Raw genomic sequence first — 26,994 nt, forward strand, 5'->3', positions numbered from 1 at the left:
TCCACCTCCTACAGCAGTCCCACGGCGGTGTCGACCGCGCCCGCCACGTCCCCGTCGGCCGGGTAGAGCAGCGAGCGGCCCACCACCAGACCGCGCACGGTGGGCAGTTGCAGCGCGTGCCGCCACTTCTCGAACGCCGTGTCCCCCTCGTCCGCCGGTCCGACATCCCCGCCGAGCAGCACGGCCGGCAGCGTCGAGGTCTCCATGACGCGCGCCATGTCGTCCGGGTCGTCGGTGACGGGCACCTTGAGCCAGGTGTACGCGGAGCTGCCGCCGAGCCCGGAGGCGATGGCGATGGACCGGGTGACGGCCTCGGCGCCGGTGTCGCTGCGCAGGTTTCCGCTCGCCGGGTCGCGGTGGCACAGGAACGGCTCGACGAACACCGGCAGGCGCAGCCGGGCCATCTCGTCGACGGCGCGGGCGGCGGACTCCAGGGTGCGCGCGGTGCCCGGGTCGTCGTAGTCGATACGGAGCAGCAGCTTGCCGGCGTCGAACCGCATCCTGCGCAGATCTTCCGGCCGGTATCCGGTGAAGCGGTCGTCGAGTTCGAAGGAGGCCCCGGCCAGGCCGCCGCGGTTCATCGAGCCGAGGACGACCTTGCCGTCGAGCGCGCCGAGCAGCAGCAGGTCGTCGAGGATGTCGGCGGTGGCGAGGACCCCGTCGACGCCGGGCCGCGACAGGGCGAGGCGGAGCCGGCCGAGGAGGTCGGCGCGGCCGGCCATGGCGAGCGGGTCGGTGCCGACGCCGAGGGAGCCGCGGGCGGGGTGGTCGGCGGCGACGATCATCAGCCGTCCGGAGTCGCCGAGGAGGGTCCGCCGGGGCCGCAGCGCGGCGGCCTCCGCGACGGCTTCGGGGTGCCGGGCACGGATGCGGCAGAGCGCGCCCGCGTCGACGGGCTCGGGGCCGCGCGCGATGCGGTTCCCCGGCCGCGGGCCCTGAGCGGACCCTCCGGCGCCGTGTCCCACCTGTCCGGCCCTCATGCCACCACCGCCCCCGTCCGCAGCGCGTCCTCGACCTCGGCGGGGTACGGCATCGCCGAGGAGCACTCCAGGCGGGAGGCGACGATGGCGCCCGCCGCGTTCGCGTACCGCATGACCTGGTCGAGGTCCCAGCCCGCGAGCAGCCCGTGACACAGGGCGCCGCCGAACGCGTCGCCCGCGCCGAGCCCGTTGAGGACGTCGACGGGCAGGGGCGGGACCTCCGCGCACGCGCCGTCGCCGGTCATGGCGAGGACGCCCTTGGGGCCCTGTTTGACGACGGCGAGGCGCACCCCGGCGGCGAGCAACGCCCGTGCCGCCGCGGCCGGTTCGCGCTCGCCGGTGGCGATCTCGACCTCGTCTACGTTGCCGACGGCGACGGTCGCGTGGCGCAGGGCCTCGGCGTAGAAGGGACGGGCCACGTCCGGATCGGCCCAGAACATAGGGCGCCAGTCGAGGTCGAAGACGGTGATGCCCGCCTTCGCCCGGTGAGCGAGGGCGGCAAGCGTCGCCGAGCGGCTGGGCTCCTCGCTCAGGCCCGTGCCGGTCATCCAGAACACGCGGGCCGCCCGGATGGCGTCCAGGTCGAGTTCGCCGGTGCGGATCTCCAGGTCGGGCGCCTTGGGCTGCCGGTAGAAGTAGAGGGGGAAGTGGTCCGGCGGGAAGATCTCGCAGAACGTGACGGGGGTCGGCAGGTCCGGCACGGGGGTGACCCAGCGGTCGTCGACGCCGAACTCCCTTAGCTGACCGTGCAGATACTCCCCGAACGGGTCGGCCCCGGTGCGGGTGACCGTCGCCGTGCGGCGTCCGAGCCGGGCCGCGGCCACCGCGACGTTCGACGACGAGCCGCCCAGGAACTTCCCGAACGTGTCCACGTCCGCGAGCGGCACGCCGGTCCGCAACGGGTAGAGGTCCACGCCGATCCGGCCCATCGTGATGACGTCGTACGGTTCGCCGGGCAGCCTCGCCTGCATACGGATTCCCTTCGGCGGTCTCAGGCTCAGGTCTAGCCCCGCCGCGGACCCCTGTCAACATTTTGTCCTGACATTCGGACTACGCGTCGGCGCCCGTATTGACACCCGTCCGCGGTGCCCTCAAGGCTGGTTCCATGACGTCGCTGTCGCCCCGTATCCGCATCGGTTCGGCCCCCGACTCGTGGGGCGTGTGGTTCCCCGACGACCCCCGCCAAGTCCCGTGGCGGCGCTTCCTCGACGAGGTCGCCCAGGCGGGTTACGAGTGGATCGAGCTCGGCCCGTACGGCTATCTGCCCACCGACCCCGACGTGCTCGCGCGGGAGACTGAGCAGCGCGGCCTCAAGGTCTCGGCGGGCACCGTCTTCACGGGCCTGCACCGCGGCCCCGGCGTCTGGGACGCGACCTGGGAGCACGTCTCGGCGATCGCGGAACTCACCCGCGCGACCGGCGCCGGGCATCTCGTCGTGATCCCCGCGTTCTGGCGCGACGACAAGACGGGCGAGGTCATCGAGGACTCCTCGCTGACGGCGGCGCAGTGGCGCGACCTGACCGTCCAGACCGAGCGGCTCGCGCGCGAGGTGCGCGAGCGGTACGGCCTGCGGACCGTCGTCCACCCGCACGCCGACACCCATATCGACACCGAGGAGAACGTCGCCCGCTTCCTCGACTCCACCGACCCGGACCTGGTCTCCCTGTGTCTCGACACGGGGCATTACGCGTACTGCGGCGGCGACAGTGTCAAGCTCATCGAGACGTACGGCGAACGCATCGGCTACCTCCACCTCAAGCAGGTCGACCCGGCCGTGCTCGCCGGGGTCCGCGCGGGCGGGGTCCCGTTCGGCCCGGCCGTGGCGCGCGGGGTGATGTGCGAACCCCCGGCCGGAGAGCCCGCGTTGGAGCCGGTGATCGCCGCGGCGAGCCGGCTCGGCGTCGACCTGTTCGCGATCGTGGAGCAGGACATGTACCCGTGCGAGCCGGACCGCCCGCTGCCCATCGCCCGGCGCACCCGGCAGTACCTCAGGTCGTGCGGGGTCTAGGGCGGGGTCTGGAAGGGCACGCCAAATGCGTCACTCGTGTCACAAAGACCCCGTTCCTGTCACACATGTCCCGTATACGCGGGTCTTGCGTCACACCCCGTCGACAGGGGCTACCCCCGGCTCTTCGGGTGTCGTTGTCCGGGCACAGGCTGACTGATCGCCAGCGTTCGCGCCGCAGCTCCCCCGACGGCCACCCCGAGCCGCCGCTGCGACGCCCGCAGCAAGGAGCCACTGATGACCGACCGAAGGCTCTGGTCGTACAAGGACATCGCCGCGCACATCCGCGTCCAGCCGGACACCGTGCGCTCGTACCGCAAGCACGGTCTCCTGCCCCCGCCCGACCACGTGGAGGCGGGCAAGCCGTACTGGTACCCGGAGACCGTCCGCACCTGGGTCGCCTCCCGCCCCCGCAACCGCGGCCTGCGCGAATGACCACCCGCCGCTGCCCCCACTGCCCCGCCGCCCCCGCGCATGCCACCGCGCGGGGGGCGGCGCACGCCCCCCGGTGCCGCGATATTCGATTGCCCCGCGTCGCCCGCCCTCCCGACAATCCCCGGATGACCCACGAACCCCCGGCCGCCGGCTTCTCCCTCAAACCGGTGCTGACCGGTGAGAAGACCGTCCTGCGGCCCTTCACCGCCGCGGACGCGGACACGATGGCCGAGATCATCGACGATCCGGAGGTCCTCCGCTTCACCGGGGACTCACCGAACGACCTCACCCCGGACTTCCTGCGGTCCTGGTACGGCTCCCGCAACGCACAGCCCGACCGTCTCGACCTCGCGGTGACCGACCGCGCCACCGGTGAACTCCTCGGTGAGGCGGTCCTCCACGACTGGGACCCCGCGCGCCGCAGCTGTACCTTCCGCACCCTCATCGGTCCCACGGGCCGGGACAGGGGCATCGGCACGGAGGCCGTCCGCCTCATCGTCGGCCACGGTTTCGAGCGGCTCGGGCTTCACCGCATCGACCTGGACGTGTACAGCCACAACCACCGGGCCCGCCACGTCTACGAGAAGGTGGGCTTCACCGAGGCGGGCGTGACCGGAGAGTCGGTGCTGCGGGACGGGGAGCGCCATGACGCGACGCTGATGTCGATCCTCGCCCCGGACTGGGCGAAACACCGCGGGCGGCCGGTCAGGCCCTAAAGAGGGTCTGACCGCGCCGTTCGTGACGTAGAGGGCTTCGTCGGGCCGCCGGTCCGGGGCGGCGCCCCGGCGGACATCAGCCTGCTCGAACTCCGGTCGGGCAACGGGTGGTCACGCCCACGGCTCGATGACCGTCACCCCGGCGCCCGGGGTCCGCCCCATCTCGTCCAGGGCGGCGGGCGCGGCGTCCAGCGGGATGGTCCGGGTCACCAGGAGGTCGGGGCGCAGGGCACCGGAGCCGACCATCTCCAGCATCGCCGGATAGGCGTGCGCGGCCATCCCGTGGCTGCCGAGGAGTTCGAGTTCGAGGCCGATCACACGGGCCATCGGCACGATCGGGTCCTTCGGCAGCAGACCGACCTGTACGTGGCGGCCGCGCCTGCGCAGGCTGTTCACCGAGTTGGCGCAGGTGACCGGCGAGCCGAGCGCGTCCAGCGACAGATGCACGCCGCCTCCGGTCAACTCCCGTACCGCTTCCGCCACATCACTCACCCCGGACGCGTCCAGACAGTGGGCCGCGCCGAACTTACGGGCCAGGGCGAGCGCTTCGGGCGAGACGTCGACCGCGACGACCCTGGCCCCGCCCGCCGCCGCGATCATCACGGCGGACAGGCCGACGCCGCCGCACCCGTGCACGACGACCCACTCGCCCGCCGCCGCCCTGCCCTGGGCGACCACGGCCCGGAACGCGGTGGCGAACCGGCAGCCGAGCCCGGCCGCCGTCCCGTAGGACAGCCCGTCGGGGACGGCGACCAGGTTCACGTCGGCATGGTCCAGGGCGACGTACTCGGCGAACGAACCCCAGTGCGTGAACCCGGGCTGCGTCTGGCGCTCGCACACCTGCTGGTCACCGGCAGCGCAGGAGGGGCAGGTGCCGCAGGCGCACACGAAGGGGACGGTGACCCGGTCGCCGGGCCGCCAGCCGGTGACGAGGTCGCCGGCCGCCTCGACGACACCGGCGAGTTCGTGCCCGGGGACGTGCGGAAGGCGGATGTCGGAGTCGTGGCCCATCCACCCGTGCCAGTCACTGCGGCACAGGCCCGTCGCCTCGACCCGCACCACGACGCCGTGCGGCGCGGCCACCGGGTCGGGCACGTCCCGCACCTCGGCCCGCTCCCCGAACCTCTCGAACACCACAGCCCGCATCGCTCTCGCCCCTGCCTCACTGCCGCCGGTCGACATCCACTGCGTCGAACGTAGGCCCGGAGCCGGGTCGCCACGACTCCGGGGCCCCGACGAGCGCACGCCCCAGGCTGCGACATAACGGCTATCTACATAAACTCCGAACAAATCTCCCCCACTCAGAGGGAATTGCCGTGACGCATGCACAGCCGCCCGGCGCGCCCCGAGCCCGCATCCCCGGCCCCCAGCAGCCCCCGCCCTCGCATCCACGGATCCCCGCGGGGCTGTGGAGACGCTGGCTGTGGGGCGGGCTCACCCTGTGGGTCCTCACCGCGGCCGTGACGTACGCGACCAGGAACACGACCCTGCTGCCGACACTGATCCTGCTCGGCAGCTTCCTCGTCCCGGCCGCGTTCGCCCTGTGGGCGTACGAGCGCCACGGGCGCGACCTGGGCGTGAGCCTGATCCTCGGCTGCTTCGTGGTGGGCGGCATCCTGGGGGTGCTCGGCGCCTCGGTCATGGAGTACTACCTGCTGCACCCCTCGCTGTGGGTGTTCGTCGGGGTCGGCCTGATCGAGGAGGCGGTCAAGCTCGCCGCCCTGATGTACGTGCTGCGCAGACAGCCCCGGGTGCGCGGGCTGCGCGCGGGGCTCGTCCTCGGCGCGTCGGTGGGGTTCGGCTTCGCGGCCTTCGAGAGCGCGGGCTACGCCTTCAACGCGGCCGTCGGCATGCAGGGCATCGACCTGCGCTCACTCCTGGAGACCGAGGTGCTGCGCGGACTGCTCGCGCCCTTCGGGCACGGCCTGTGGACGGCTATCTCCGGGGCGGTCCTGCTGCACTTCCGCAGGCCGAACGGGCGCTATCGCCTCGCGGCGCCGGTACTGCTCACCTATCTGGGCGTCTCCCTGCTGCACGCCCTCTGGGACTCCATGCACGGCATCGCGATCTGGATCGTCGCCCGGCTCACCGCCTCGGATCTGCCCCTCGCGCTCTTCGCGCAGGGTTACATCCCGCAGCCGACCGACGCCCAGAAGCACCTCTTCACGCTCTTCTCGGTGGGCGGGCTCGTGATCATCTCGCTCGCGGGGATCGCCTGGGTGCGTTCGCTGGCCCGCATCGACCCCTCTTGGAGAAATACCCCCTAGGGGTATACAGTCGGGAGTGTCAGGAGGTCCCGGGGGTGTCCCGGAGCCTCACTCGCACGGTACGCCGCGCGCCCGCACAGACCGGGACCACCGCGGCCCTCGACAAGGAGAACGACATGAGCGCCCAGACCGAGCTCCCCCAGATTGCCGCCGAGTCGACCGGTTCCTGCTGCTCGCCGAGCGGTTCGTGCCACTCGGACTCCGCCGGGGCCACCGAGGGCGCCGTCACGACCGTCTACCAGGTGACGGGCATGACCTGCGGCCACTGCGAGGGCGCCGTGTCGAGCGAGATCTCCGAGCTGGCCGGCGTCACGTCGGTGAAGGCCGTGGCCTCCACCGGCCAGGTCACCGTGGTCTCCGCCGCGCCCCTCGACGAGGAGGCCGTCCGCGCCGCCGTCGACGAGGCGGGCTACGAGCTGGTCGGCAAGGCCTGACCCCCGGGAGCGCCGGGCCGCCCACCACGGCCCGGCGCCCGTGGCCGTACGCTCGGGTCGGACACCCCCTGGCCCCGTACGGCCCCGTATGCACCTGGAAGAACCGCGATGACGACGCCCACGGACACCACGACCGGGCCGCTCTCCGAGGTGGAGCTCGCCGTCGGCGGAATGACCTGCGCCTCCTGCTCGGCCCGCATCGAGAAGAAGCTCAACCGCCTCGACGGCGTGACGGCGACGGTCAATCTCGCGACCGAGAAGGCGAAGGTCTCGTACGCGCCGGGGGTCGGGGTCGCCGACCTGATCGCGACGGTGACGAAGCTGGGGTACACGGCGGAACGGGTGGCCGCACCCGAACCGACCACTGCCGCACCCGAGCCGGAACCTGTCGGCGCCGAGCCTGACGCGGGTGTGGGCGTGGGCGTGGGTGCGCCGGTCGCTTCCCGGAACGGCCTCACCGACCCCACCGACCCCACCGCCCCCCTGCGTCAGCGGCTCCTCGTCTGTGCGGTGCTGTCCCTGCCCGTCGTGCTGATGGCGATGGTGCCCGCCCTGCAGTTCGACAACTGGCAGTGGCTCTCCCTCACCCTCACCGCCCCCGTCGCCGTCTGGGGCGGCCTCCCCTTCCACCGGGCCGCCTGGACCAACGCGCGGCACGGCGCGGCCACCATGGACACGCTCGTCTCCGTGGGGACGCTCGCCGCGTTCGGCTGGTCGCTGTGGGCCCTGTTCCTCGGCGACGCGGGGAAGACCGGCATGCGGCACGGGTTCACGTTCGCCGTCGACCGCGCCGACGCCTCCTCCACGATCTACCTGGAGGTCGCCGCCGGGGTCGTCACCCTGATCCTGCTCGGCCGGTACCTGGAGGCCCGCTCCAAGCGCCGCGCCGGCACCGCGCTGCGCGCCCTGCTCCAACTCGGCGCCAAGGACGTCGGCCTCCTTGACGCTTCCGGCGCGGAAGTACGCGTACCGGTCGGGCAACTCCGGCCCGGCGACCGCTTCGTCGTGCGGCCCGGCGAGAAGATCGCGACCGACGGCACCGTCGTCGAGGGCGCATCCGCGGTCGACGCCGCCCTGCTGACCGGCGAGTCCGTGCCCGTGGACGTCACCGTCGGCGACACCGTGACGGGCGCGACCGTGAACGCGGGCGGGCGGCTCGTCGTCGAGGCCACCCGCGTCGGCGCCGACACCCAGCTCGCCCGCATGGCGCGCCTCGTCGAGGACGCGCAGACCGGCAAGGCCGACGTGCAGCGCCTCGCCGACCGGATCGCCGGAATCTTCGTGCCGGTGGTGTTCGTCATCGCGCTCGGCACCTTCGCCGGGCATCTGCTCGCGGGAGGCGCGGCGACCACCGCGTTCGCCTCGGCCGTCGCCGTACTGATCATCGCCTGCCCCTGCTCGCTCGGCCTCGCCACGCCCACCGCGCTCATGGTGGGCACCGGACGCGGCGCCCAGCTCGGCATCCTCGTCAAGGGCCCCGAGGTCCTGGAGAGCACGCGCCGCGTCGACACCGTCGTCCTCGACAAGACCGGCACGGTGACGACGGGGCGCATGACGCTCCATGACGTGTACGCCGGTGAGGGCGTCGAGGAGAAGACGCTGCTGCGCCTCGCGGGGGCCGTGGAGCACGCCTCCGAGCACCCCGTGGCCCGCGCCGTCGCCGACGGTGCCGCCGACCGGGCCGGGACGCTGCCGGGCGTGGAGCGCTTCGAGGGCGTCGCGGGGCTCGGCGTGCGGGGCGCCGTCGACGGGCACGACGTACTCGTCGGCCGGGAGCGACTGCTCGCCGAGCACGGGATCGCCCTGCCGCCCGCCCTCACCGAGGCCAAGACCGCCGCCGAGGCCGCGGGCCGTACCGCTGTCGCGGTCGCGTGGGACGGGGTGGCACGGGGTGTCATCGCGGTCGCCGACGCGGTCCGGCCGACGAGCGCGCAGGCCGTCGCGGAGCTGCGCGCCCTGGGCCTCGCCCCGGTGCTCCTGACCGGCGACAACCGGACCGTCGCCGAGGCCGTGGCGCGGGCCGTCGGGATCCCCGCGGACGCGGTGTACGCGGAGGTCCTGCCACAGGACAAGGTCGAGGTCGTCCGGCGCCTGCGGGCCACGGGCCGCACGGTCGCGATGGTCGGCGACGGTGTGAACGACGCGGCCGCCCTCGCCACCGCCGACCTGGGGCTCGCGATGGGCACGGGTACGGACGCCGCGATCGAGGCGAGCGATCTGACGCTCGTACGCGGGGACCTGCGGGTGGCGGCCGACGCGATCCGGCTCTCCCGCCGCACCCTCGCCACCATCAAGGGCAATCTGTTCTGGGCGTTCGGCTACAACGTGGCCGCGCTGCCGCTGGCCGCGGCCGGGTTCCTGAACCCGATGATCGCCGGTGCCGCGATGGCCTTCTCGTCCGTCTTCGTCGTGACGAACAGCCTCCGGTTGCGGAGCTTTTCCTAGCCCTTGCCTTGGAGGACTTCACATCCGGCCCCGGTCTGGCCCATCATCGAGGTGTCTTCACATTCGCCTCACATCAGGACCGCAGTATTCTCACGCTCGAATCTCGATCTACATATGGGGTCCCTTGCGTACGTTCAGGACATATGCAAGAGACGCAGATCACAGTGATGTGAACGTAACCCTTTGAGGTTCTCGTGAGTCTAAGGAGGCGATGCAGAAACGTCTTGGGGGGCGTTTCTGTGTTGACCGGGGCCGTCTTGGGGGACGGACCCGACAGCGTTTGGCCGGGACACGTGCCACGGGGAGCTTGAGCGGCCCTCTCGTATGTGCGCGTCCCGGCAGACCGCAACCGAAGACGCCCGGACGGATCCCGTGGGGGGAATCCGAACCGGGACACAGGAAAGCGCCCCGACTGCCGGCCCGTGGGGGGACTGGCAGCGGGGCGCTTTCCGCTTTTCCGGTACTGCTCCCGCCGGAGGCGGGGGTGCGCTGCGTGGTGTGCGGTCACGCAGCGCGGGCGCACGGCGCGGGACTCAGCGAGCCCCAGCCGAAAGAGTCGGGACTCAGCGACCCTCGACCGGAACGAAGTCGCGGAGAACCTCGCCCGTGTAGATCTGGCGCGGGCGGCCGATGCGCGAGCCCGGCTCCTTGATCATCTCGTGCCACTGGGCGATCCAGCCCGGCAGGCGGCCGAGGGCGAACAGGACCGTGAACATCTCGGTCGGGAAGCCCATGGCCCGGTAGATCAGACCCGTGTAGAAGTCGACGTTCGGGTAGAGGTTGCGCGAGACGAAGTACTCGTCGGAGAGCGCGTGCTCCTCCAGCTTGAGCGCGATGTCGAGCAGCTCGTCGGACTTGCCGAGGGCCGAGAGGACATCGTGCGCCGCGGCCTTGATGATCTTGGCGCGCGGGTCGAAGGACTTGTACACCCGGTGACCGAAGCCCATCAGGCGGACGCCGTCCTCCTTGTTCTTCACCTTGCGGATGAAGGAGTCGACGTCGCCGCCGTTCGCCTGGATGCCCTCGAGCATCTCCAGGACGGACTGGTTGGCGCCGCCGTGCAGCGGGCCCCACAGGGCGGAGATGCCGGCGGAGATCGAGGCGAACATGTTCGCCTGCGAGGAGCCGACCAGACGCACGGTGGACGTCGAACAGTTCTGCTCGTGGTCCGCGTGCAGGATGAGCAGCTTGTCGAGCGCGGAGACGACGACCGGGTCGAGGTCGTACTCCTGCGCCGGCACGGAGAACGTCATGCGCAGGAAGTTCTCGACGTAGCCGAGGTCGTTGCGCGGGTAGACGAACGGGTGGCCGATCGACTTCTTGTACGCGTACGCCGCGATCGTCGGCAGCTTGGCGAGCAGCCGGATCGTCGACAGGTGGCGCTGCTGCTCGTCGAACGGGTTGTGGCTGTCCTGGTAGAACGTCGACAGCGCGCTGACCACGGAGGACAGCATCGCCATCGGGTGGGCGTCACGCGGGAAGCCGTCGAAGAACCGCTTGACGTCCTCGTGCAGCAGCGTGTGCCCGGTGATCTCGCCCTTGAAGCTGGAGAGCTCGTCGACGGTCGGAAGCTCGCCGTTGATCAGCAGGTACGCCACCTCGGTGAAGGTGGAGCGCTCGGCCAGCTGCTCGATCGGGTAGCCGCGGTACCGGAGGATGCCCTGCTCACCGTCGAGATAGGTGATCGCGGATTTATAGGCGGCCGTGTTGCCGTATCCGCTGTCGAGGGTCACCAGACCTGTCTGGGCCCGGAGCTTCCCGATGTCGAAGCCCTTGTCGCCGACGGTGCTGTCGATCACCGGGTAGGTGTACTCGCCATCGCCGTACCGCAGTACTACAGAGTTGTCGCTCACGTCATCCCTCACCGACGTAGTGCCTCTTCTTCGAGGTGCCCTGACTGTTCTCTACCATCCCCCACTTGGCCCAGCAGAGTGCACTCGGGGTCGCCCATTGGGTCTATTCGCGGCACTCAGTGCCGCGAGCCTGCCCATCCTGCCCCCATCGCCCCGGTTCCGGAAAGCCCGTGTGAGCTTTCCGACTCATTTGATCGATCAAAAGTTACCAAACCGAAGGATGTACCACCGGAGAGGCGGAAACCAAGGGCCGTGCAGCGCCTTCCCGCCGACACCGTGCGCACCGCCTGGCCGAGCGCCTTGCGTGAACCCACCAGAACCACCAGCTTCTTGGCGCGCGTGACCGCCGTGTAGAGGAGGTTCCTCTGCAGCATCATCCAGGCGCCGGTCGTGACAGGGATCACGACGCACGGGTACTCGCTGCCCTGGGAGCGATGGATCGTCACCGCGTAGGCGTGTGCCAGCTCGTCCAGTTCGTCGAACTCGTATACGACTTCCTCGTCCTCGTCGGTGAGGACGGTCAGCTTCTGCTCGTCCGTGTCGAGGGCGGTGACCACGCCGACCGTCCCGTTAAAGACCCCATTAGCCCCCTTCTCATAATTGTTACGGATCTGGGTGACTTTGTCCCCTACGCGGAAGACGCGGCCGCCGAAGCGCTTCTCGGGGACGTCGGGGCGGGACGGCGTGATCGCCTGCTGGAGCAGGCCGTTGAGCGTGCCGGCGCCGGCCGGTCCGCGGTGCATCGGGGCGAGGACCTGCACGTCGCGACGCGGGTCGAGACCGAAGCGGGCGGGGATGCGGCGGGCCGCGACGTCCACGGTGAGCCGGCCCGCCTCCTCCGTCTCCTCCTCGACGAAAAGGAAGAAGTCCTTGAGACCCTGGGTGAGCGGGTGCTGACCGGAGTTGATCCGGTGCGCGTTCGTGACGACGCCGGACTCCTGGGCCTGGCGGAAGATGCGCGTCAGCCGCACGGCCGGGACCGGGCTGCCGTCGCCGAGCAGGTCGCGCAGCACCTCGCCCGCGCCGACGCTCGGCAGCTGGTCGACATCGCCCACGAAGAGCAGATGGGCGCCCGGCGGCACGGCCTTGGCCAGCTTGTTGGCGAGGAGCAGGTCCAGCATCGACGCCTCGTCGACCACCACCAGGTCGGCGTCGAGCGGCCGGTCCCGATCGTAGGCCGCGTCGCCGCCGGGCTTGAGTTCGAGGAGGCGGTGGACCGTGGACGCCTCGGCGCCGGTCAGCTCGGCCAGGCGCTTGGCGGCGCGGCCCGTGGGGGCGGCCAGGACGACCTTCGCCCGCTTGGCGCGGGCCAGTTCGACGATCGAGCGGACCGTGAACGACTTGCCGCAGCCCGGTCCGCCGGTGAGCACGGCGACCTTCTTCGTCAGCGCGAGCTTCACCGCCTCCTCCTGCTCGGGCGCCAACTCGGCCCCCGTACGCCCCGCGAGCCAGGTCAGCGCCTTGTCCCAGGCGACGTCGCGGAAGGCGGGCATCCGGTCCTCGTCCGTACGGAGGAGCCTCAACAGCTGGGCGGAGAGGGAGAGTTCGGCACGATGGAAGGGGACGAGGTAGACGGCGGTCACCATCTCCTCCCCGCCGTCCGGACCGGGCACCCGTTCCCGTACGACCCCCTCCTCCTCCCCCGCCAACTCCCCCAGGCACTCGATGACAAGACCCGTGTCGACCTGGAGGAGCTTGACGGCGTCGGAGATCAGCTGCTCCTCCGGCAGGAAGCAGTGGCCCTGGTCCGTGGACTGCGACAGCGCGTACTGGAGGCCCGCCTTGACGCGCTCGGGGCTGTCGTGCGGGATGCCGACGGACTGGGCGATGCGGTCGGCGGTGAGGAAGCCGATGCCCCAGACGTCGGCGGCCAGCCGGTACGGCTGGTTCTTCACGACGCCGATCGACGCGTCCCCGTACTTCTTGTAGATCCGCACGGCGATGGACGTCGACACCTCGACCGACTGCAGGAAGACCATCACCTCCTTGATGGCCTTCTGCTCCTCCCACGCGTCCGCGATCTTCTTCGTGCGCTTGGGGCCGAGGCCCGGCACCTCGATCAGGCGCTTCGGCTCCTGCTCGATGATGTCGAGCGTGTCCAGGCCGAAGTGACGGGTGATCCGGTCGGCGAAGACCGGGCCGATGCCCTTGACCAGGCCGGAGCCGAGATAGCGGCGGATGCCCTGGATGGTGGCGGGCAGCACCGTCGTGTAGTTCTCCACGGTGAACTGCTTGCCGTACTGCGGGTGGGATCCCCAGCGGCCCTCCATGCGCAGCGACTCCCCGGCCTGCGCGCCGAGCAGCGCGCCGACGACGGTGAGCAGGTCTCCGCCGCCGCGCCCTGTGTCGACACGAGCGACCGTGTACCCGCTCTCCTCGTTCGCGTACGTGATCCGCTCAAGGACCCCTTCGAGCACCGCCATCCCCGGGTTCGGCATGAATCGACGGTACCGGGCGGCAGTGACAGCTCCCCGCCGGTCCGGGGGACCCGCGGCTCCGTCACCGATGATTTTCCGATGCGACTCTGGTCGTACCGGTGACCGCACTCGAACCCACGAACTCACGACCCCACGAACTCACGACCCCCCTGACGAGGAACACGATGACCGCCACCAAGGGCCCCGCCAGCTACTTCCCCTCCATCGAGAAGAAGTACGGCCAACCGATCTCCCACTGGCAGGACTTGATCCGCAGCTCCCCGCTCACGAAGCACATGGAACTGGTCGCCTGGCTGAAGTCCGAGCACGGCCTGGGGCACGGGCACGCGAACGCGCTGGTGGCCGCGACACTGACCGAGGCGCGCCAGGGCTAGGGCCTGGCGGCGCGCCGGGGTGTCAGGACAACCCGCCCATCGGTTCCGGGTCCACCCGCAGTGGCGTGCCCCACACCCGCACCACCTCGTAGTCCGTGAACTCGTGGACCAGGCGGTAGGCCATCGCCGCGTCCGGGCGGCGGCGCTGCGCCGCCAGGTAGCGGTCCGCCTCCTGGCGGTCGTGGCGCGGGGTGCCGCACAGCTGCCAGACCTGGCCGGTCCACAGCTCGGGGAGCCAGCGCTGCTGGGGCTGCGGGCGGTCCTCCCTGGTGCCGTAGCGCGACATCGACACGGTGACGTCCGCGTTCTCGCCGGGGCGGGGTCTGGCCGCGTACGTGCCGTTGATCTCGGAGCGGCGGGCGACGCGGCGGCGCGTCTCGCAGAGCAGGCACAGGTCCTGCGCGTTCTCGTCGACCGGCCCGTTCGGATGCTCGGGGCAGCGCGTGGTGGGCGGGGCGCCCGTGACGGACTCCTCGATGAGCTCCAGGGCCCGCTTCACGTCCTGCTTCATCTCGTGCAGCTTGCCGTCCGGGGTGTCGGCGCCGAGGCCCTCGCCGTGCTCGCCCAGGAGGCGCAGGGCGCGGCCGAGCGCGGTGAGCTGTGCGTGGTTCACGGGCGGTACGCCCCTTCCGTGCGGCTGACGTGAAGTACTCGCTGACGTCCGCCAGCGTCTCACGCGGCACTGACACGACCCCTGCGCCTCATACGCAGCCGACACGTATCCGATACGTGGCCGCTGACATCACGATCCGGTTTCGACCAGCGGAGCGGGGGTTGCCAAGAGGCCGTGTAATCGATTCCAATCCTCCGTGTAATCGATTCCATGACGGTTTCGGACCATGCAGCCACAAGGAGGTGGGCCTGCGATGGCGAGCATCAAGGACGTCGCGGCCGCGGCGGGTGTCTCCGTCGCCACGGTCTCGCGGGTGCTCAACGACCACCCGTCCGTGAGCCCGGACGCGCGTGCCCGTGTGCTCGGCGCGGTCGAGTCGCTCGGCTACCGCCCGAACGCCGTGGCCCGCTCCCTGCGCACCCACCAGACCCGCACCCTCGGCCTGGTGATCAGCGACGTGCTCAACCCGTACTTCACCGAGCTGGCCCGCTCCGTCGAGGAGGAGGCCCGCGCGCTCGGCTACAGCGTGATCATCGGCAACGCCGACGAGCAGCCGGAGATCCAGGACCACCACGTCCGTACGCTCATCGACCGGCGCATCGACGGCCTCCTGGTCTCCCCCACGGACGGCGGCTCCCCGCTGATGCTGGAGGCGGCCCGCGCCGGTACGCCGATGGTCTTCGTCGACCGCTGGATCCCGGGCGTGGACGTGCCCGTCGTCCGCTCCGACGGGCGCGCCGCCGTACGCGACCTCGTGGCCCATCTGCACGCGCTCGGCCACCGCCGCCTCGCCATCATCGCGGGGCCCGCCGCCACCACGACCGGCAGCGAACGCGTCGAGGCGTTCCGCGAGGCGCTCGCCGCGTACGGGATCGCGCTGCCGGACGCCTACATCGGGCAGGGCGACTTCCAGGCGGAGAGCGGACGGCGGGCGACAGAGCGCTTCCTCGCGCTGCCCGAGCCGCCCGAGGTCGTGTTCGCCGCCGACAACCTGATGGCACTCGGCGCGCTCGACGCGATCCGGGCCGCCGGGCTTCGCGTCCCGCACGACATCGGGCTCGCGGCCTTCGACGACATCCCCTGGTTCGTGCACACCGACCCGCCGGTCACGGCGATCGCCCAGCCGACCAAGGAACTCGGCCGGGCCGCCGTACGGGCCCTGATCGACCGGATCGAGGGCAGGCCCCCGCAGTCGGTGACGCTGCCGGCGCGCCTGGTCGTACGCCGTTCCTGCGGCGAACCGGAGCCGCCTTCCCCCACCGCCACCCCGACCCCCACCGCCACCCCCACCGCCACGACCTCAACGAGGAGGAACCCGTGAGCAACCCGGACGAGCAGCCGGACAAGCAGCAGGGCCGGTCGCCCGAGCCGCCGGCCGAGCTGCTGCGCATCGAGGGGATACGCAAGACGTTCCCCGGCGTCGTCGCGCTCGACAGCGTCGACTTCGACCTGCGCCGGGGCGAGGTGCACGTCCTCCTCGGCGAGAACGGTGCGGGCAAGAGCACCCTCATCAAGATGCTCTCCGGCGCCTACCGGCCCGACGCGGGACGGATCCTCGTCGACGGCGAGGAGGCCCGCATCCACGGGGCGCAGGACGCCGAGCGCCTCGGGATCGCCACGATCTACCAGGAGTTCAACCTGGTACCCGACCTGACGGTCGCCGAGAACATCTTCCTGGGCCGCCAGCCGCGCCGCTTCGGCATGATCGACCGGAAGCGGATGGAGGCCGACGCCGAGGAGCTGCTGCGGCGCGTCGGTCTGACGGTGTCCCCGCGGGCCCGCGTACGCGAACTGGGCATCGCCCGGCTCCAGATGGTCGAGATCGCCAAGGCGCTGAGCCTGGACGCGCGCGTCCTGATCATGGACGAGCCGACGGCCGTGCTCACCTCGGAAGAGGTGGACAAGCTCTTCGCGATCGTGCGCGCGCTGCGCGAGGACGGCGTGGGCGTCGTCTTCATCACCCACCACCTGGAGGAGATCGCGGCGCTCGGCGACCGCGTGACCGTCATCCGCGACGGCCGCAGCGTCGGCCAGGTCCCCGCGTCCACCCCCGAGGACGAGCTCGTACGCCTCATGGTGGGCCGCAGCATCGAGCAGCAGTACCCGCGCGAACGCCCGGACACCGGAAGCGCGTTGCTGAAGGTCGAGGGGCTCACCCGGGACGGTGTCTTCCACGACGTGAGTTTCGAGGTGCGGGCCGGTGAGGTCGTCGGCATCGCGGGGCTCGTGGGCGCGGGCCGTACCGAGGTCGTCCGTGCCGTGTTCGGCGCCGACCCGTACGACGAGGGGACGGTCGAGGTCGCGGGCGCGCGCCTTCCGCGGCACGACGTGAACGCCGCGATGGCCGCCGGGGTCGGGCTCGTGCCCGAGGACCGCAAGGGGCAGGGCCTGCTCCTGGACGCCTCCGTCGAGGAGAACCTGGGCCTCGTCACGCTGCGTTCGGCGACCCGCGCGGGCCTCGTCGACCGCAAGGCACAGCGCGCCGCGGCCGCCGGCATGGCCGAGCAGCTCGGCGTGCGCATGGCGGGGCTCGGCCAGCATGTGCGCACCCTGTCCGGCGGCAACCAGCAGAAGGTCGTCATCGGCAAGTGGCTGCTCGCCGACATCAGGGTCCTGATCCTGGACGAGCCGACGCGCGGCATCGACGTCGGCGCGAAGGTCGAGATCTACCAGCTCGTCAACGAACTCACCGCGGCCGGGCACGCCGTGCTCATGATCTCCAGCGATCTGCCCGAGGTGCTCGGCATGAGCGACCGCGTGCTGGTGATGGCGCAAGGCCGTATCGCGGGTGAGCTCGCCGCCGAGGACGCCACCCAGGACTCCGTGATGGCGCTCGCCGTGAGCACGGCCGCCTCCCCGGCATCCCCCGAAACCACCCCCGTACACAACGAAGTGGAGGGCTCCCGTGGCCACTGACACGCTCAAGAGCAGCACGGCCGGCGCGGGGGGCCTGCGCCGCGTCCTGCTCGACAACGGCGCGCTGAGCGCCCTGGTCGTCCTCGTCATAGCGATGTCGCTGCTGTCCGGCGACTTCCTGACGACGCAGAACCTGCTGAACGTCGGTGTGCAGGCCGCCGTGACCGCGATCCTCGCGTTCGGCGTCACGTTCGTCATCGTCTCGGCGGGCATCGACCTGTCGGTCGGCTCCGTGGCGGCCCTGTCGGCGACGGTCCTCGCGTGGGCCGCGACCAGTGCGGGCGTCCCGGTGTGGATCGCCGTGATCCTCGCCGTCGTCACCGGCATCGCCTGCGGGTTCGTCAACGGCGCGCTCGTCTCGTACGGGAAGCTGCCGCCGTTCATCGCCACGCTCGCGATGCTGTCGGTGGGGCGTGGTCTGTCGCTCGTCATCTCGCAGGGCAGCCCGATCCCGTTCCCGCAGTCGGTCTCGCGCGTCGGTGACACGCTCGGCGGCTGGCTGCCCGTGCCGGTCATCGTCATGGTCGTCATGGGGCTGATCACGGCGCTGATCCTGGGCCGTACGTTCATCGGCCGGTCCATGTTCGCGATCGGCGGCAACGAGGAGGCGGCGCGGCTCTCCGGGCTGCGCGTCAAGCGGCAGAAGGTCGTCATCTACGCCCTGTCGGGCCTGTTCGCCGCCGTCGCGGGCATCGTCCTCGCCTCGCGTCTGACCTCCGCGCAGCCGCAGGCCGCGCAGGGCTACGAACTGGACGCCATCGCGGCGGTCGTCATCGGCGGCGCGTCGCTCTCGGGCGGCGTCGGCAAGGCGTCGGGCACGTTCATCGGCGCGCTGATCCTCGCGGTGCTCAGGAACGGCCTCAACCTCCTTTCCGTGTCCGCGTTCTGGCAGCAGGTCGTCATCGGTGTCGTGATCGCGCTCGCCGTGCTCCTCGACACCGTGCGCCGCAAGGCGGGCGCGACCCCGGCCGCCGCGGGTGCCTCGTCGGGCCCGGGCGGCTTCAAGGGGAAGCAGGCCGCCCAGTACGTGATCGCGGCCGTCGTCGCCGCGGCGGTCATCGGCGGCATCTCCCTCTGGAACAACGGCTCTTCGAGTCCGACGACGACCAAGCTCGGCCTGTCCGTCTCGACCCTGAACAACCCCTTCTTCGTCCAGATGAAGGCGGGCGCGCAGGCCGAGGCGAAGAAGGAGGGCGTGCGGCTCACCGTCACCGACGCGCAGAACGACGCGTCGCAGCAGGCCAACCAGCTCCAGAACTTCACGAGTGAGGGCATGAGCTCGGTCATCGTGAACCCCGTCGACTCCGACGCGGTGGGCCCGGCCGTGCGCGGCGCCAACAAGGCGGACATCCCCGTCGTCGCCGCGGACCGCGGCGTCAACAAGGCCAGGACCGCGACGCTCGTCGCCTCCGACAACATCGCGGGCGGCCGGCAGGCCGCGAAGACCCTCGCCGACAAGCTCGGCGGCAGCGGCAAGATCGTGATCCTCCAGGGCACGGCCGGTACGTCCGCCAGCCGTGAGCGCGGCCAGGGCTTCGCCGAGGGCATCAAGGCGTACCCCGGCATCAAGGTCGTCGCCGAGCAGCCCGCGGACTTCGACCGCACCAAGGGCCTCGACGTCATGACGAACATGCTCCAGGCCAACGCGGGCGTCGACGGTGTCTTCGCCGAGAACGACGAGATGGCCCTCGGCGCGATCAAGGCGCTCGGCGCCAAGGCCGGCAAGTCCGTCGCGGTCGTCGGCTTCGACGGCACGCCGGACGGGCTCAAGGCCGTCGAGGCGGGCACGCTGTACGCGTCCGTCGCGCAGCAGCCCAAGGAGCTCGGCCGGATCGCCGTGCAGAACGCGGTCCTTGCGGCGAAGGACAAGAAGGTCGCGCAGATGGTCAAGGTGCCGGTGAAGGTCGTCACCTCGAAGAACGTCGCGGCTTTCAAGTAGTACCCCGCGCGTAGTACCCCGCGCGGTTTGTGAACGGAGAGAGTGGCAGCGCATGGACGAGTACGAGTTCGCGTACGACCTGCTGGTGGTGGGGTCGGCCAACGCCGACCTGGTGACCGTCGTCGAGCGGCGCCCGGACGCCGGCGAGACCGTCCTCGGCTCCGACCTGGTCGTCCACCCGGGCGGCAAGGGCGCGAACCAGGCCGTCGCCGCCGCGCGCCTCGGGGCCCGTACGGCGCTGCTCGCCCGCGTCGGCGACGACGGGCACGGGCGGCTGCTGCTCGACTCGCTGGGGTCTGCGGGGGTCGACCCGGCCGGCGTCCTCGTCGGCGGGGCGCCCACCGGGGTCGCCCTGATCACGGTGGACCCGTCCGGGGACAACAGCATCGTGGTGTCACCGGGTGCCAACGCCCGGCTGACTCCGGGCGATGTCCAGGAGGCGGGCGCGCTGTTCGCGACGTCCCGCGTGGTCTCGACGCAGCTGGAGATCCCGCTCGACACGGTCGCGGAGGTCGTGCGGAGTCTCGCCCCCGGGAGCCGGTTCGTCCTCAACCCGTCGCCGCCCGCTCCCTTGCCCGGGGAGGTTCTGGCGGCCTGCGACCCGCTCATCGTCAACGAGCACGAGGCGCGGGTCGTCCTCGGTACGGACGTCACGGGCGAGCCCGAGGACTGGGCGCGGGCGCTGCTCGCGCTCGGCCCGCGCTCGGTGGTGATCACGCTGGGCGGCGAGGGCGCGCTGGTCGCGGACGGTACGGGGACGTGCCGGGTGCCGGCCGTGAAGGTCGACGCCGTGGACACGACGGGCGCGGGTGACGCGTTCACCGCGGCCCTCGCGTGGCGGCTCGGCGCGGGCGAGAGCCTCGCGGACGCGGCGGCTTTCGCGGCCCGCGTCGGCGCGGCGGCGGTCACGAAGGAGGGCGCGCAGGCGTCGTTCCCCACGGCCGACGAGGTCGCTGCGCTGTGCCGTGCCGTCCCGGGGGACAACCCCCGGACCCCCGGCCGGACGAACGAGCCGGGCAGCGCTCCCGGGGCCTCATGGCGAGGTGAACCGAAGTGAAGAAGGCCGGAATACTCAACCGCCATCTGGCGGGCGCGCTCGCCGAGTTGGGCCACGGGGACGGCGTGCTCGTGTGCGACGCGGGCATGCCGATCCCGGCAGGACCGCGCGTCGTGGACCTGGCGTTCCGGGCCGGGGTCCCGTCGTTCGCCGAGGTCGTGGACGGGCTCCTGGACGAGCTGGTCGTGGAGGGAGCGACGGCCGCCCTGGAGATGCAGGCCGCCAACCCGGAAGCGGCCCGCCTGCTCACCGGACGGCTCCCGCACCTGACCCACGTCACCCACGACGACCTGAAGATCCTCTCCCGGGACGCCCGCCTGATAGTCCGCACCGGCGAGGCCCGCCCGTACGCGAACGTCCTGCTGAGGTGCGGGGTGTTCTTCTGAGGTCTCGTGCCAGGAGACCATCTGCCTGACGCGCTCCCGGCCAGCGCCCGGCGCCTGCGGGACTCCATCCGGGAGGCAGCTCATGGACAGGCCGAATACGCCTGCACGCAGGACAGTGAGGGGCTCGGTCGGTCGACCGGGCCCCTCGCGGCTTCCCTCTCTCGTCAGGGCGCCGGCGTCACGTCGCGTGGGTCGTGAAGCGCTCCGCCGTCTCCGCCAGGACTTCTCTGCCGTTCCTGGCCCACAGCTCGTCGTTGAACAGCTCCACCTCGATCGGGCCCGTGTACCCGGCCGCCTCGACCAGGCCGCGCCACGCCCGCAGGTCGATCGCGCCGTCGCCGAGCTGGCCGCGCCCGTTGAGGACGCCCTCCGGCAACGGCGTGGTCCAGTCCGCCAGTTGGAACGCGTGCAGACGGCCGCCCGCCCCCGCGCGCGCGATCTGCGCGGGCGCCCGGTCGTCCCACCACACGTGGTACGTGTCCACGCAGACGCCGACCTGTTCGGCCGGGAAGCGCTCGGCCAGGTCGAGGGCCTGGGCCAGGGTCGAGACGACGCAGCGGTCGGACGCGAACATCGGGTGCAGCGGCTCGATGGCGAGCCGGACGCCGCGCTCGGCCGCGTACGGGCCGAGCTCCGTGAGCGCCTCGGCGATGCGCTCCCGCGCCCCGTGCAGGTCCTTGCTCCCCTCGGGCAGACCACCGGAGACCAGGACGAGGGTGTCCGTGCCGAGGGTCGCGGCCTCCTCGATCGCGGCCCTGTTGTCGTCGATGGCCTTCACGCGCGCGTGCGGGTCGATCGCGGTGAGGAAGCCGCCCCGGCACAGCGTGGTGACGGCGAGCCCCGCGTCCCGTACGAGCTTCGCCGCGGCCTCGACCCCGTACGCCTGCACGGGCTCGCGCCACAACCCGACGCCGGGGACGCCCGACTCGGCGCAGGCGGCGACGAGTTCTTCGAGGCCGAGCTGCTTGACGGTCATCTGGTTGATGGAGAAGCAGTCGAGGCTGCCGCTGTCGCTGTGGCTCACTGGTCGACTCCGTACACGCTGAGCAGGGTTTTCACGCGGGTCGCGGCGAGGGCGGGATCCGGGAACAGGCCGAGGCCGTCGGCGAGTTCGTAGGCTCGCGCGAGGTGGGGGAGCGAGCGGGCCGACTGGAGGCCGCCGACCATCGTGAAGTGGGACTGGTGGCCCGCGAGCCAGGCCAGGAAGACAACGCCTGTCTTGTAGAACCGGGTGGGCCGCTGGAAGAGATGGCGGGACAACTCGACGGTCGGGTCGAGGAGTTCGCGGAATTTCGTGCGGTCGCCGGTGTCGAGGGCGCGCACCGCGTCCGCCGCGAGCGGGCCCAGCGGGTCGAAGATGCCGAGTAGCGCGTGGCTGAAGCCCTGCTCGTCGCCGGCGATCAACTCGGGGTAGTTGAAGTCGTCGCCCGTGTAGCAGCGCACGCCCTGCGGGAGGCGGCGGCGCAGTTCGACCTCGCGCCGGGCGTCCAGGAGCGAGACCTTGATTCCGTCGACCTTGTCCGGGTGCGCGGCGATCACATCGAGGAACGTGCCGGTGGCGGCGTCGAGGTCGGGCGAACCCCAGTAGCCGTCCAGGGCCGGGTCGAACATCGGGCCGAGCCAGTGCAGGATGACGGGCTCGGCGGCCTGGCGCAGCAGGTGCCCGTACACGTCGAGATAGTCCTCGGGTCCCGCCGCCGCGGCCGCGAGGGCCCGCGAGGCCATGAGGATCGCCTGCGCGCCCGTCCCCTCCACGAGCGCGAGCTGTTCCTCGTAGGCCCCGCGGACCTCGGCGAGCGTGGCGGGCCCGGTCAGCTGGTCGGTGCCCACCCCGCACGCGATGGCGCCGCCGGCGGACTTCGCCTCGGCCGCCGAGCGCCGGATCAGTTCGGCCGCGCCCGCCCAGTCCAGGCCCATGCCGCGCTGCGCGGTGTCCATGGCCTCGGCGACGCCGAGTCCGTGCGCCCACAGATGGCGGCGGAACGCGAGCGTCGCGTCCCAGTCGACGGCCGCGGGCGAGTCGGGGCTGATGTCGACAAACGGGTCGGCGACGACGTGCGCGGCGGAGAAGACGGTACGGGAGGCGAGGGAGGCGCCGGTGGTGAAGGACGCGGGCTCGGCGCGCGGGGCGTAGGTGCGCAACGTGCCGTCGGCGCCCGGGAGTCGGATCGCCGTCACAGGGTGATCTCCGGGACATCCAGGCGGCGGCCCTCCGCCGACGACTTCAGGCCCAGCTCGGCGAGCTGGACGCCGCGGGCGCCGGCGAGCAGGTCCCAGCGGTAGGGCGCGTCGGCGTACACGTGCTTGAGGAACAGTTCCCACTGCGCCTTGAAGCCGTTGTCGAACTCCTGGTTGTCGGGGACCTCCTGCCACTGGTCGCGGAAGGAGTACGTGGCGGGGATGTCCGGGTTCCAGACCGGCTTCGGGGTCGAACTGCGGTGCTGGACACGGCAGTTGCGCAGCCCGGCGACGGCGGAGCCCTCCGTGCCGTCCACCTGGAACTCGACGAGCTCGTCCCGGTTGACCCGTACCGACCAGGAGGAGTTGATCTGCGCGACGGCACCCGACTCCAGTTCGAAGATCCCGTACGCCGAGTCGTCGGCGGTAGCGTCGTAGGGCTTGCCGTTCTCGTCCCAGCGCTGCGGGATGTGCGTGGAGGCGAGCGCCTGGACGCTGGTGACCCGGCCGAACAGCTCGTGGAGCACGTACTCCCAGTGCGGGAACATGTCGACGACGATGCCGCCGCCGTCCTCGGAGCGGTAGTTCCAGCTCGGGCGCTGCGCCTCCTGCCAGTCGCCCTCGAAGACCCAGTAGCCGAACTCGCCGCGCACGGACAGGATCCGGCCGAAGAAGCCGCCGTCGATGAGGCGCTTCAGCTTCAGCAGGCCCGGCAGGAACAGCTTGTCCTGGACGACGCCGTGCTTGACGCCCTTCGCCTTCGCCAGGCGGGCCAGTTCGAGCGCGCCCGCCAGGTCCGTCGCGGAGGGCTTCTCCGTGTAGAGGTGCTTCCCGGCGGCGATGGCCTTCTTGAGCGCGTCCTCGCGGGCGGAGGTGACCTGCGCGTCGAAGTAGATGTCGATGCTGTCGTCGGCGAGGACGGCGTCGAGGTCGGTGGAGACGTTCGCGGGGTCGAGGCCGTGCTGGTCGGCGAGGGCGCGCAGGGCGTGCTCGCGGCGGCCGACGAGCACGGGCTCCGGCCACAGCACCGTGCCGTCACCGAGGTCGAGGCCGCCCTGTTCGCGCAGGGCGAGGAGGGAGCGGACGAGGTGCTGGCGGTAGCCCATGCGCCCCGTCACCCCGTTCATGGCGATGCGCACCGTCTTACGTGTCACGTGAGTCCCTTCGTACACCTTCGTACAGCCGCCGATGAAGAACACGCTCGACGTAGCAAGCGCTTTCTACCCGGGAAGAAGCTAGCCTCTGTACGGCCGGTCGGACAAGACCGGGGGCTGATGAAACGGGATGGCAAGGCCGTACGTCCGACGGCCGCCCGCGACGGCCGACCGGAGGATGATGCGATGACCGTGACCCTGGCCGACGTGGCGGCGCGCGCCCAGGTCTCCCCCGCCACGGTGTCCCGCGTGCTGAACGGCAACTACCCCGTGGCCGCGGCGACGCGCGAGCGGGTGCTGCGTGCGGTGGACGACCTCGACTACGTGCTGAACGGGCCCGCGAGCGCGCTCGCCGCCGCCACGTCCGACCTGGTCGGCATCCTCGTGAACGACATCGCCGACCCGTTCTTCGGGATCATGGCCGCGGCCGTGCAGTCCGAGATAGTGGGGCCCGGCGGGCGAGCGGGCGGCGAACGGCTCGCGGTCGTGTGCAACACCGGCGGGTCGCCCGAGCGCGAACTCACGTATCTGACGCTCCTGCAGCGCCAGCGGGCCGCGGCCGTCGTCCTCACCGGCGGCGCCATCGAGGACACCGCGCACGCGGCGGCGATCGCCGCGAAGCTGCGGCGCCTCGCGGAGGCGGGGACCCGGGTCGTCCTGTGCGGCCGGCCGCCCGTGCCCGACGCGGACGCGGTCGCGCTCGCCTTCGACAACCGCGGCGGCGGCCGGGCCCTCACCGACCATCTGCTCGACCTCGGCCACCGCAGGATCGGCTACATCGCGGGCCCCGAGGAGCGCACGACGACGCGGCACCGCCTCGAAGGCCACCGCGCGGCGCTCGCGGCGCGGGGCGTGCCGGACGACGCCGCATGGACGGTGCACGGCCCGTACGACCGGCGCTCCGGGTACGAGGCTACGGTCGAACTCCTGCGCCGTGAACCGACGTTGACGGCTGTCGTCGGCGCGAACGACACGGTGGCACTCGGCGCGTGCGCCGCGCTGCGGGAGGCGGGCCTGAGCATTCCGGGGGACGTGTCGGTGGCCGGCTTCGACGACCTCCCGTTCAGCGTGGACGCGGTCCCGGCCCTGACGACGGTACGGCTGCCGCTCACGGAGGCGGGGGCCCGGGCGGGGCGGATCGCGATGGGGCGTGAGGCGGCTCCCGCCGGGGGGATGGCCGTGGTCCAGGGGGAGTTGATGGTGCGAGGATCCACGGGCGTGCCGCGCCCTGGGGCGGACGGATAGGCGGGACGGCAGGTTCCGGGTGCCACGCGCCGACGCGAAGGCGTCGCCCGGCTCGGCTCACGCGGTGGCCCGTCACCGGGCGGCCCCCTCACGGCCCGGTCGCCGGAGCGCCGCCCCTGCGTGCGGGTGAGGGGGCTGAACCCGGCCGGGGCGACCCCCTCACGGCCTGGTCGCCCCAACTCGGCCGGAGCGCCGCCGCCGCGCGCGGATGAGGGAGCCGAACCCGGCCGGTTCCCGCCCCCGTATCCGGGCCGGCAGAGCCACGCGATCCGGGCCGGCAGAGTCACGCGCCGGCCGACGACGCTCGCACGAACCGCGTCACCCAGGCTGACCCGGCCGACGACGCTCGCACGAACCGCGTCACCCAGGCTGACCCGGCCGACGACGCTCGCACGGACCGCGTCCCCCAGGCTGACCCGGCCGACGACGCTCGCACGGACCGCGTCACCCAGGCTGACCCGGCCGACGTGGCTCGCGCGGACCGCGTCACCCGGCTGCCCCACCCGCGCCCCGCGCGCCCTTGACCGGGGGCGGAGGCCGGATAGGGTCCCCGCCATGAAACTGGCCTTCTCCACGCTCGGCGTTCCCGGGCTTCCCCTTGCCGACGTCGTCCGGCTCGCCGGCGATCACGGGTATCACGGTGTCGAGCTGCGGGCGCACCCCGAGGAACCCGTCCACCCGGGCCTCGGGCCCGCCGAACGGGCAGGCGCCGCCGCCGTGTTCAAGGACGCCGGGGTCGAGGTCCTCGGCCTCGCCGGGTACGCGCGCGTGGCCGCCCCGGGCGAGGACGAGCCCGTCGCCGCGGAGATCAGGTCACTCCTCGAACTCGCCCACGACCTCGGCGCCCCCTACGTACGCGTCTTCCCCGGCGGCGCCGTGGAGCAGAGCCGCGACGAGGCCGACGCCACGGCCGCCCGGCGCCTCGCCACCGCCGCCGAGTACGCCGCCGGCCTGGGCGTCCGCGTACTCCTGGAGACCCACGACTCGCACCGCACGGGAGCCGACGCGGCGCGGGTGCTCGGAGCGGTCGGGCACCGGCAGGCGGGCGCGCTGTGGGACGTCATGCACACCTGGCTCGGCGGCGAACAGCCCGTGCAGTCGTACGCGGCGCTGTCCCCGCACCTGGGCTATGTGCAGGTGAAGGACATCGCCGGCACCGACGACACGACGCCGCTCGCGCTCGGCGCGGGGGTGCTGCCGCTGACCGAGGTCGTGGACGTGCTGTGCCGCGAGGGCTGGGACGGGTGGCTGTGCTGGGAGTACGAGAAGCGCTGGTACCCGCAGGCCGCGCCGCTGCCCGGGATCCTGGGCGCCGGGCGGGAGCATCTCGCCCGGCTGCTCAACGAGTCGGCGTGACCGGGGATCTGGGTATCTGGGGATCTCGTGACCAGGGATCCGGGGATCTGACGTCCTCCCGGCCCTGAAGGGCCGGGACTTCCCGCTGCCCGCCTCCCGCCGGGCAGCTGTCTCCATGGCCGCGCACACCCTTGACTGGCAGAAACTTTCCGGATATTCGTGACCCTCGGAAGTTTCTTTCAGGGCATCCACGCCGTGGGGCG

23 protein-coding genes are annotated in these 26,994 nt (G+C 71.9%); 14 read left to right on the forward strand and 9 right to left on the reverse strand.

What is annotated here, in order from left to right; genetic code table 11:
- Nucleotides 1-8: 8 nt before the first annotated feature.
- Together EOT10_RS14785 and iolC are read right to left on the reverse strand one after the other, a co-directional pair.
- Nucleotides 9-980 (reverse strand): Cgl0159 family (beta/alpha)8-fold protein, encoded by a 972-nt coding sequence (locus EOT10_RS14785; RefSeq protein WP_223280976.1) that lies wholly within the window; start codon nucleotides 978-980, stop codon nucleotides 9-11.
- The gene (gene iolC, locus EOT10_RS14790; RefSeq protein ID WP_127828656.1) at nucleotides 977-1,951 is read right to left on the reverse strand and encodes a 5-dehydro-2-deoxygluconokinase; all 975 of its coding nucleotides are present in this window, start codon (nucleotides 1,949-1,951) and stop codon (nucleotides 977-979) included. The genes EOT10_RS14785 and iolC overlap by 4 nt, the downstream gene beginning before the upstream one ends.
- Nucleotides 1,952-2,085: 134 nt before the next feature.
- Here iolC and EOT10_RS14795 point away from each other — a divergent pair, with 134 nt between their 5' ends.
- From EOT10_RS14795 to EOT10_RS14805, 3 genes are all read left to right on the forward strand, one after another.
- A complete protein-coding gene (locus EOT10_RS14795) occupies nucleotides 2,086-2,988 on the forward strand; it encodes a sugar phosphate isomerase/epimerase family protein (protein ID WP_127828657.1) in 903 nt (300 codons plus the stop codon).
- Between the two features lie 234 nt (nucleotides 2,989-3,222).
- Nucleotides 3,223-3,420: a helix-turn-helix transcriptional regulator gene (locus EOT10_RS14800; protein WP_127828658.1), complete on the forward strand. Its 198-nt coding sequence runs from the start codon at nucleotides 3,223-3,225 to the stop codon at nucleotides 3,418-3,420.
- A gap of 125 nt (nucleotides 3,421-3,545) precedes the next feature.
- A complete protein-coding gene (locus EOT10_RS14805) occupies nucleotides 3,546-4,136 on the forward strand; it encodes a GNAT family N-acetyltransferase (RefSeq protein WP_127828659.1) in 591 nt (196 codons plus the stop codon).
- 111 nt (nucleotides 4,137-4,247) lie between these two features.
- Here the strand turns inward: EOT10_RS14805 and EOT10_RS14810 are convergent, their stop codons facing one another.
- Entirely contained in the window at nucleotides 4,248-5,282 is a 1,035-nt protein-coding gene (locus EOT10_RS14810) for a zinc-dependent alcohol dehydrogenase family protein (RefSeq protein ID WP_127828660.1), read from the reverse strand.
- A gap of 170 nt (nucleotides 5,283-5,452) precedes the next feature.
- On the opposite strand from EOT10_RS14810, the gene EOT10_RS14815 reads away from it, so the two are divergent.
- The 3 genes from EOT10_RS14815 to EOT10_RS14825 all read left to right on the forward strand — a co-directional run bounded on the left by EOT10_RS14815 (nucleotide 5,453) and on the right by EOT10_RS14825 (nucleotide 9,282).
- Complete coding sequence (locus EOT10_RS14815; RefSeq protein ID WP_127828661.1) at nucleotides 5,453-6,403, forward strand: PrsW family intramembrane metalloprotease; 951 nt, start codon at nucleotides 5,453-5,455, stop codon at nucleotides 6,401-6,403.
- A 116-nt stretch (nucleotides 6,404-6,519) separates the two neighbouring features.
- Nucleotides 6,520-6,837, forward strand: a complete 318-nt coding sequence (locus tag EOT10_RS14820; protein ID WP_127828662.1) for a heavy-metal-associated domain-containing protein — start codon at nucleotides 6,520-6,522, stop codon at nucleotides 6,835-6,837.
- A 108-nt stretch (nucleotides 6,838-6,945) separates the two neighbouring features.
- Complete coding sequence (locus EOT10_RS14825; protein ID WP_127828663.1) at nucleotides 6,946-9,282, forward strand: heavy metal translocating P-type ATPase; 2,337 nt, start codon at nucleotides 6,946-6,948, stop codon at nucleotides 9,280-9,282.
- A gap of 563 nt (nucleotides 9,283-9,845) precedes the next feature.
- On the opposite strand, the gene EOT10_RS14830 is transcribed toward EOT10_RS14825, so the two are convergent.
- Both EOT10_RS14830 and recD2 read right to left on the reverse strand, forming a co-directional pair.
- Nucleotides 9,846-11,135 (reverse strand): citrate synthase, encoded by a 1,290-nt coding sequence (locus EOT10_RS14830; RefSeq protein WP_127828664.1) that lies wholly within the window; start codon nucleotides 11,133-11,135, stop codon nucleotides 9,846-9,848.
- 116 nt (nucleotides 11,136-11,251) lie between these two features.
- Entirely contained in the window at nucleotides 11,252-13,573 is a 2,322-nt protein-coding gene (gene recD2 / locus EOT10_RS14835; protein WP_223280977.1) for an SF1B family DNA helicase RecD2, read from the reverse strand.
- Between the two features lie 164 nt (nucleotides 13,574-13,737).
- Between recD2 and EOT10_RS14840 the strand changes: the two genes are divergently transcribed.
- Nucleotides 13,738-13,947, forward strand: a complete 210-nt coding sequence (locus EOT10_RS14840) for a DUF4287 domain-containing protein (RefSeq protein ID WP_127828665.1) — start codon at nucleotides 13,738-13,740, stop codon at nucleotides 13,945-13,947.
- 22 nt (nucleotides 13,948-13,969) lie between these two features.
- Here EOT10_RS14840 and EOT10_RS14845 read toward each other — a convergent pair whose 3' ends face one another.
- Nucleotides 13,970-14,560 (reverse strand): hypothetical protein, encoded by a 591-nt coding sequence (locus tag EOT10_RS14845; protein ID WP_127828666.1) that lies wholly within the window; start codon nucleotides 14,558-14,560, stop codon nucleotides 13,970-13,972.
- Between the two features lie 253 nt (nucleotides 14,561-14,813).
- Here EOT10_RS14845 and EOT10_RS14850 point away from each other — a divergent pair, with 253 nt between their 5' ends.
- The 5 genes from EOT10_RS14850 to rbsD are packed head-to-tail and all read left to right on the forward strand — an operon-like array spanning nucleotide 14,814 to nucleotide 20,858.
- Nucleotides 14,814-15,881, forward strand: a complete 1,068-nt coding sequence (locus tag EOT10_RS14850) for a LacI family DNA-binding transcriptional regulator (RefSeq protein WP_127828667.1) — start codon at nucleotides 14,814-14,816, stop codon at nucleotides 15,879-15,881.
- A complete protein-coding gene (locus tag EOT10_RS14855; protein ID WP_127828668.1) occupies nucleotides 15,878-17,476 on the forward strand; it encodes a sugar ABC transporter ATP-binding protein in 1,599 nt (532 codons plus the stop codon). The genes EOT10_RS14850 and EOT10_RS14855 overlap by 4 nt, the downstream gene beginning before the upstream one ends.
- A complete protein-coding gene (locus tag EOT10_RS14860) occupies nucleotides 17,466-19,415 on the forward strand; it encodes an ABC transporter permease/substrate-binding protein (RefSeq protein WP_127828669.1) in 1,950 nt (649 codons plus the stop codon). Before EOT10_RS14855 ends, EOT10_RS14860 begins: the two co-directional genes overlap by 11 nt.
- Before the next feature lie 52 nt (nucleotides 19,416-19,467).
- Nucleotides 19,468-20,472, forward strand: coding sequence for a ribokinase (locus EOT10_RS14865; protein ID WP_127828670.1), 1,005 nt, complete (start codon nucleotides 19,468-19,470; stop codon nucleotides 20,470-20,472).
- Nucleotides 20,469-20,858, forward strand: coding sequence for a D-ribose pyranase (rbsD, locus tag EOT10_RS14870; protein WP_127828671.1), 390 nt, complete (start codon nucleotides 20,469-20,471; stop codon nucleotides 20,856-20,858). The genes EOT10_RS14865 and rbsD overlap by 4 nt, the downstream gene beginning before the upstream one ends.
- A 178-nt stretch (nucleotides 20,859-21,036) precedes the next feature.
- Here rbsD and EOT10_RS14875 read toward each other — a convergent pair whose 3' ends face one another.
- From EOT10_RS14875 to EOT10_RS14885, 3 genes are read right to left on the reverse strand one after another with little or no spacing between them, the layout of a single operon-like run.
- Nucleotides 21,037-21,834 carry a sugar phosphate isomerase/epimerase family protein gene (locus EOT10_RS14875; protein ID WP_127828918.1) on the reverse strand — a complete coding sequence of 266 codons (798 nt, stop codon included), beginning with the start codon at nucleotides 21,832-21,834 and terminating at the stop codon, nucleotides 21,037-21,039.
- A 44-nt stretch (nucleotides 21,835-21,878) separates the two neighbouring features.
- A complete protein-coding gene (locus EOT10_RS14880) occupies nucleotides 21,879-23,036 on the reverse strand; it encodes a dihydrodipicolinate synthase family protein (protein ID WP_223280978.1) in 1,158 nt (385 codons plus the stop codon).
- Nucleotides 23,033-24,190 carry a Gfo/Idh/MocA family protein gene (locus EOT10_RS14885; RefSeq protein WP_127828672.1) on the reverse strand — a complete coding sequence of 386 codons (1,158 nt, stop codon included), beginning with the start codon at nucleotides 24,188-24,190 and terminating at the stop codon, nucleotides 23,033-23,035. The genes EOT10_RS14880 and EOT10_RS14885 overlap by 4 nt, the downstream gene beginning before the upstream one ends.
- Nucleotides 24,191-24,376: 186 nt before the next feature.
- Here EOT10_RS14885 and EOT10_RS14890 point away from each other — a divergent pair, with 186 nt between their 5' ends.
- Both EOT10_RS14890 and EOT10_RS14895 read left to right on the forward strand, forming a co-directional pair.
- The gene (locus EOT10_RS14890) at nucleotides 24,377-25,435 is read left to right on the forward strand and encodes a LacI family DNA-binding transcriptional regulator (RefSeq protein WP_127828673.1); all 1,059 of its coding nucleotides are present in this window, start codon (nucleotides 24,377-24,379) and stop codon (nucleotides 25,433-25,435) included.
- 555 nt (nucleotides 25,436-25,990) lie between these two features.
- A complete protein-coding gene (locus tag EOT10_RS14895; protein ID WP_127828674.1) occupies nucleotides 25,991-26,791 on the forward strand; it encodes a sugar phosphate isomerase/epimerase family protein in 801 nt (266 codons plus the stop codon).
- Nucleotides 26,792-26,994 lie beyond the last annotated feature (203 nt).

Origin of the sequence: Streptomyces antnestii (assembly GCF_004005495.1) — a bacterium.
Lineage (GTDB): Bacteria > Actinomycetota > Actinomycetes > Streptomycetales > Streptomycetaceae > Streptomyces > Streptomyces antnestii.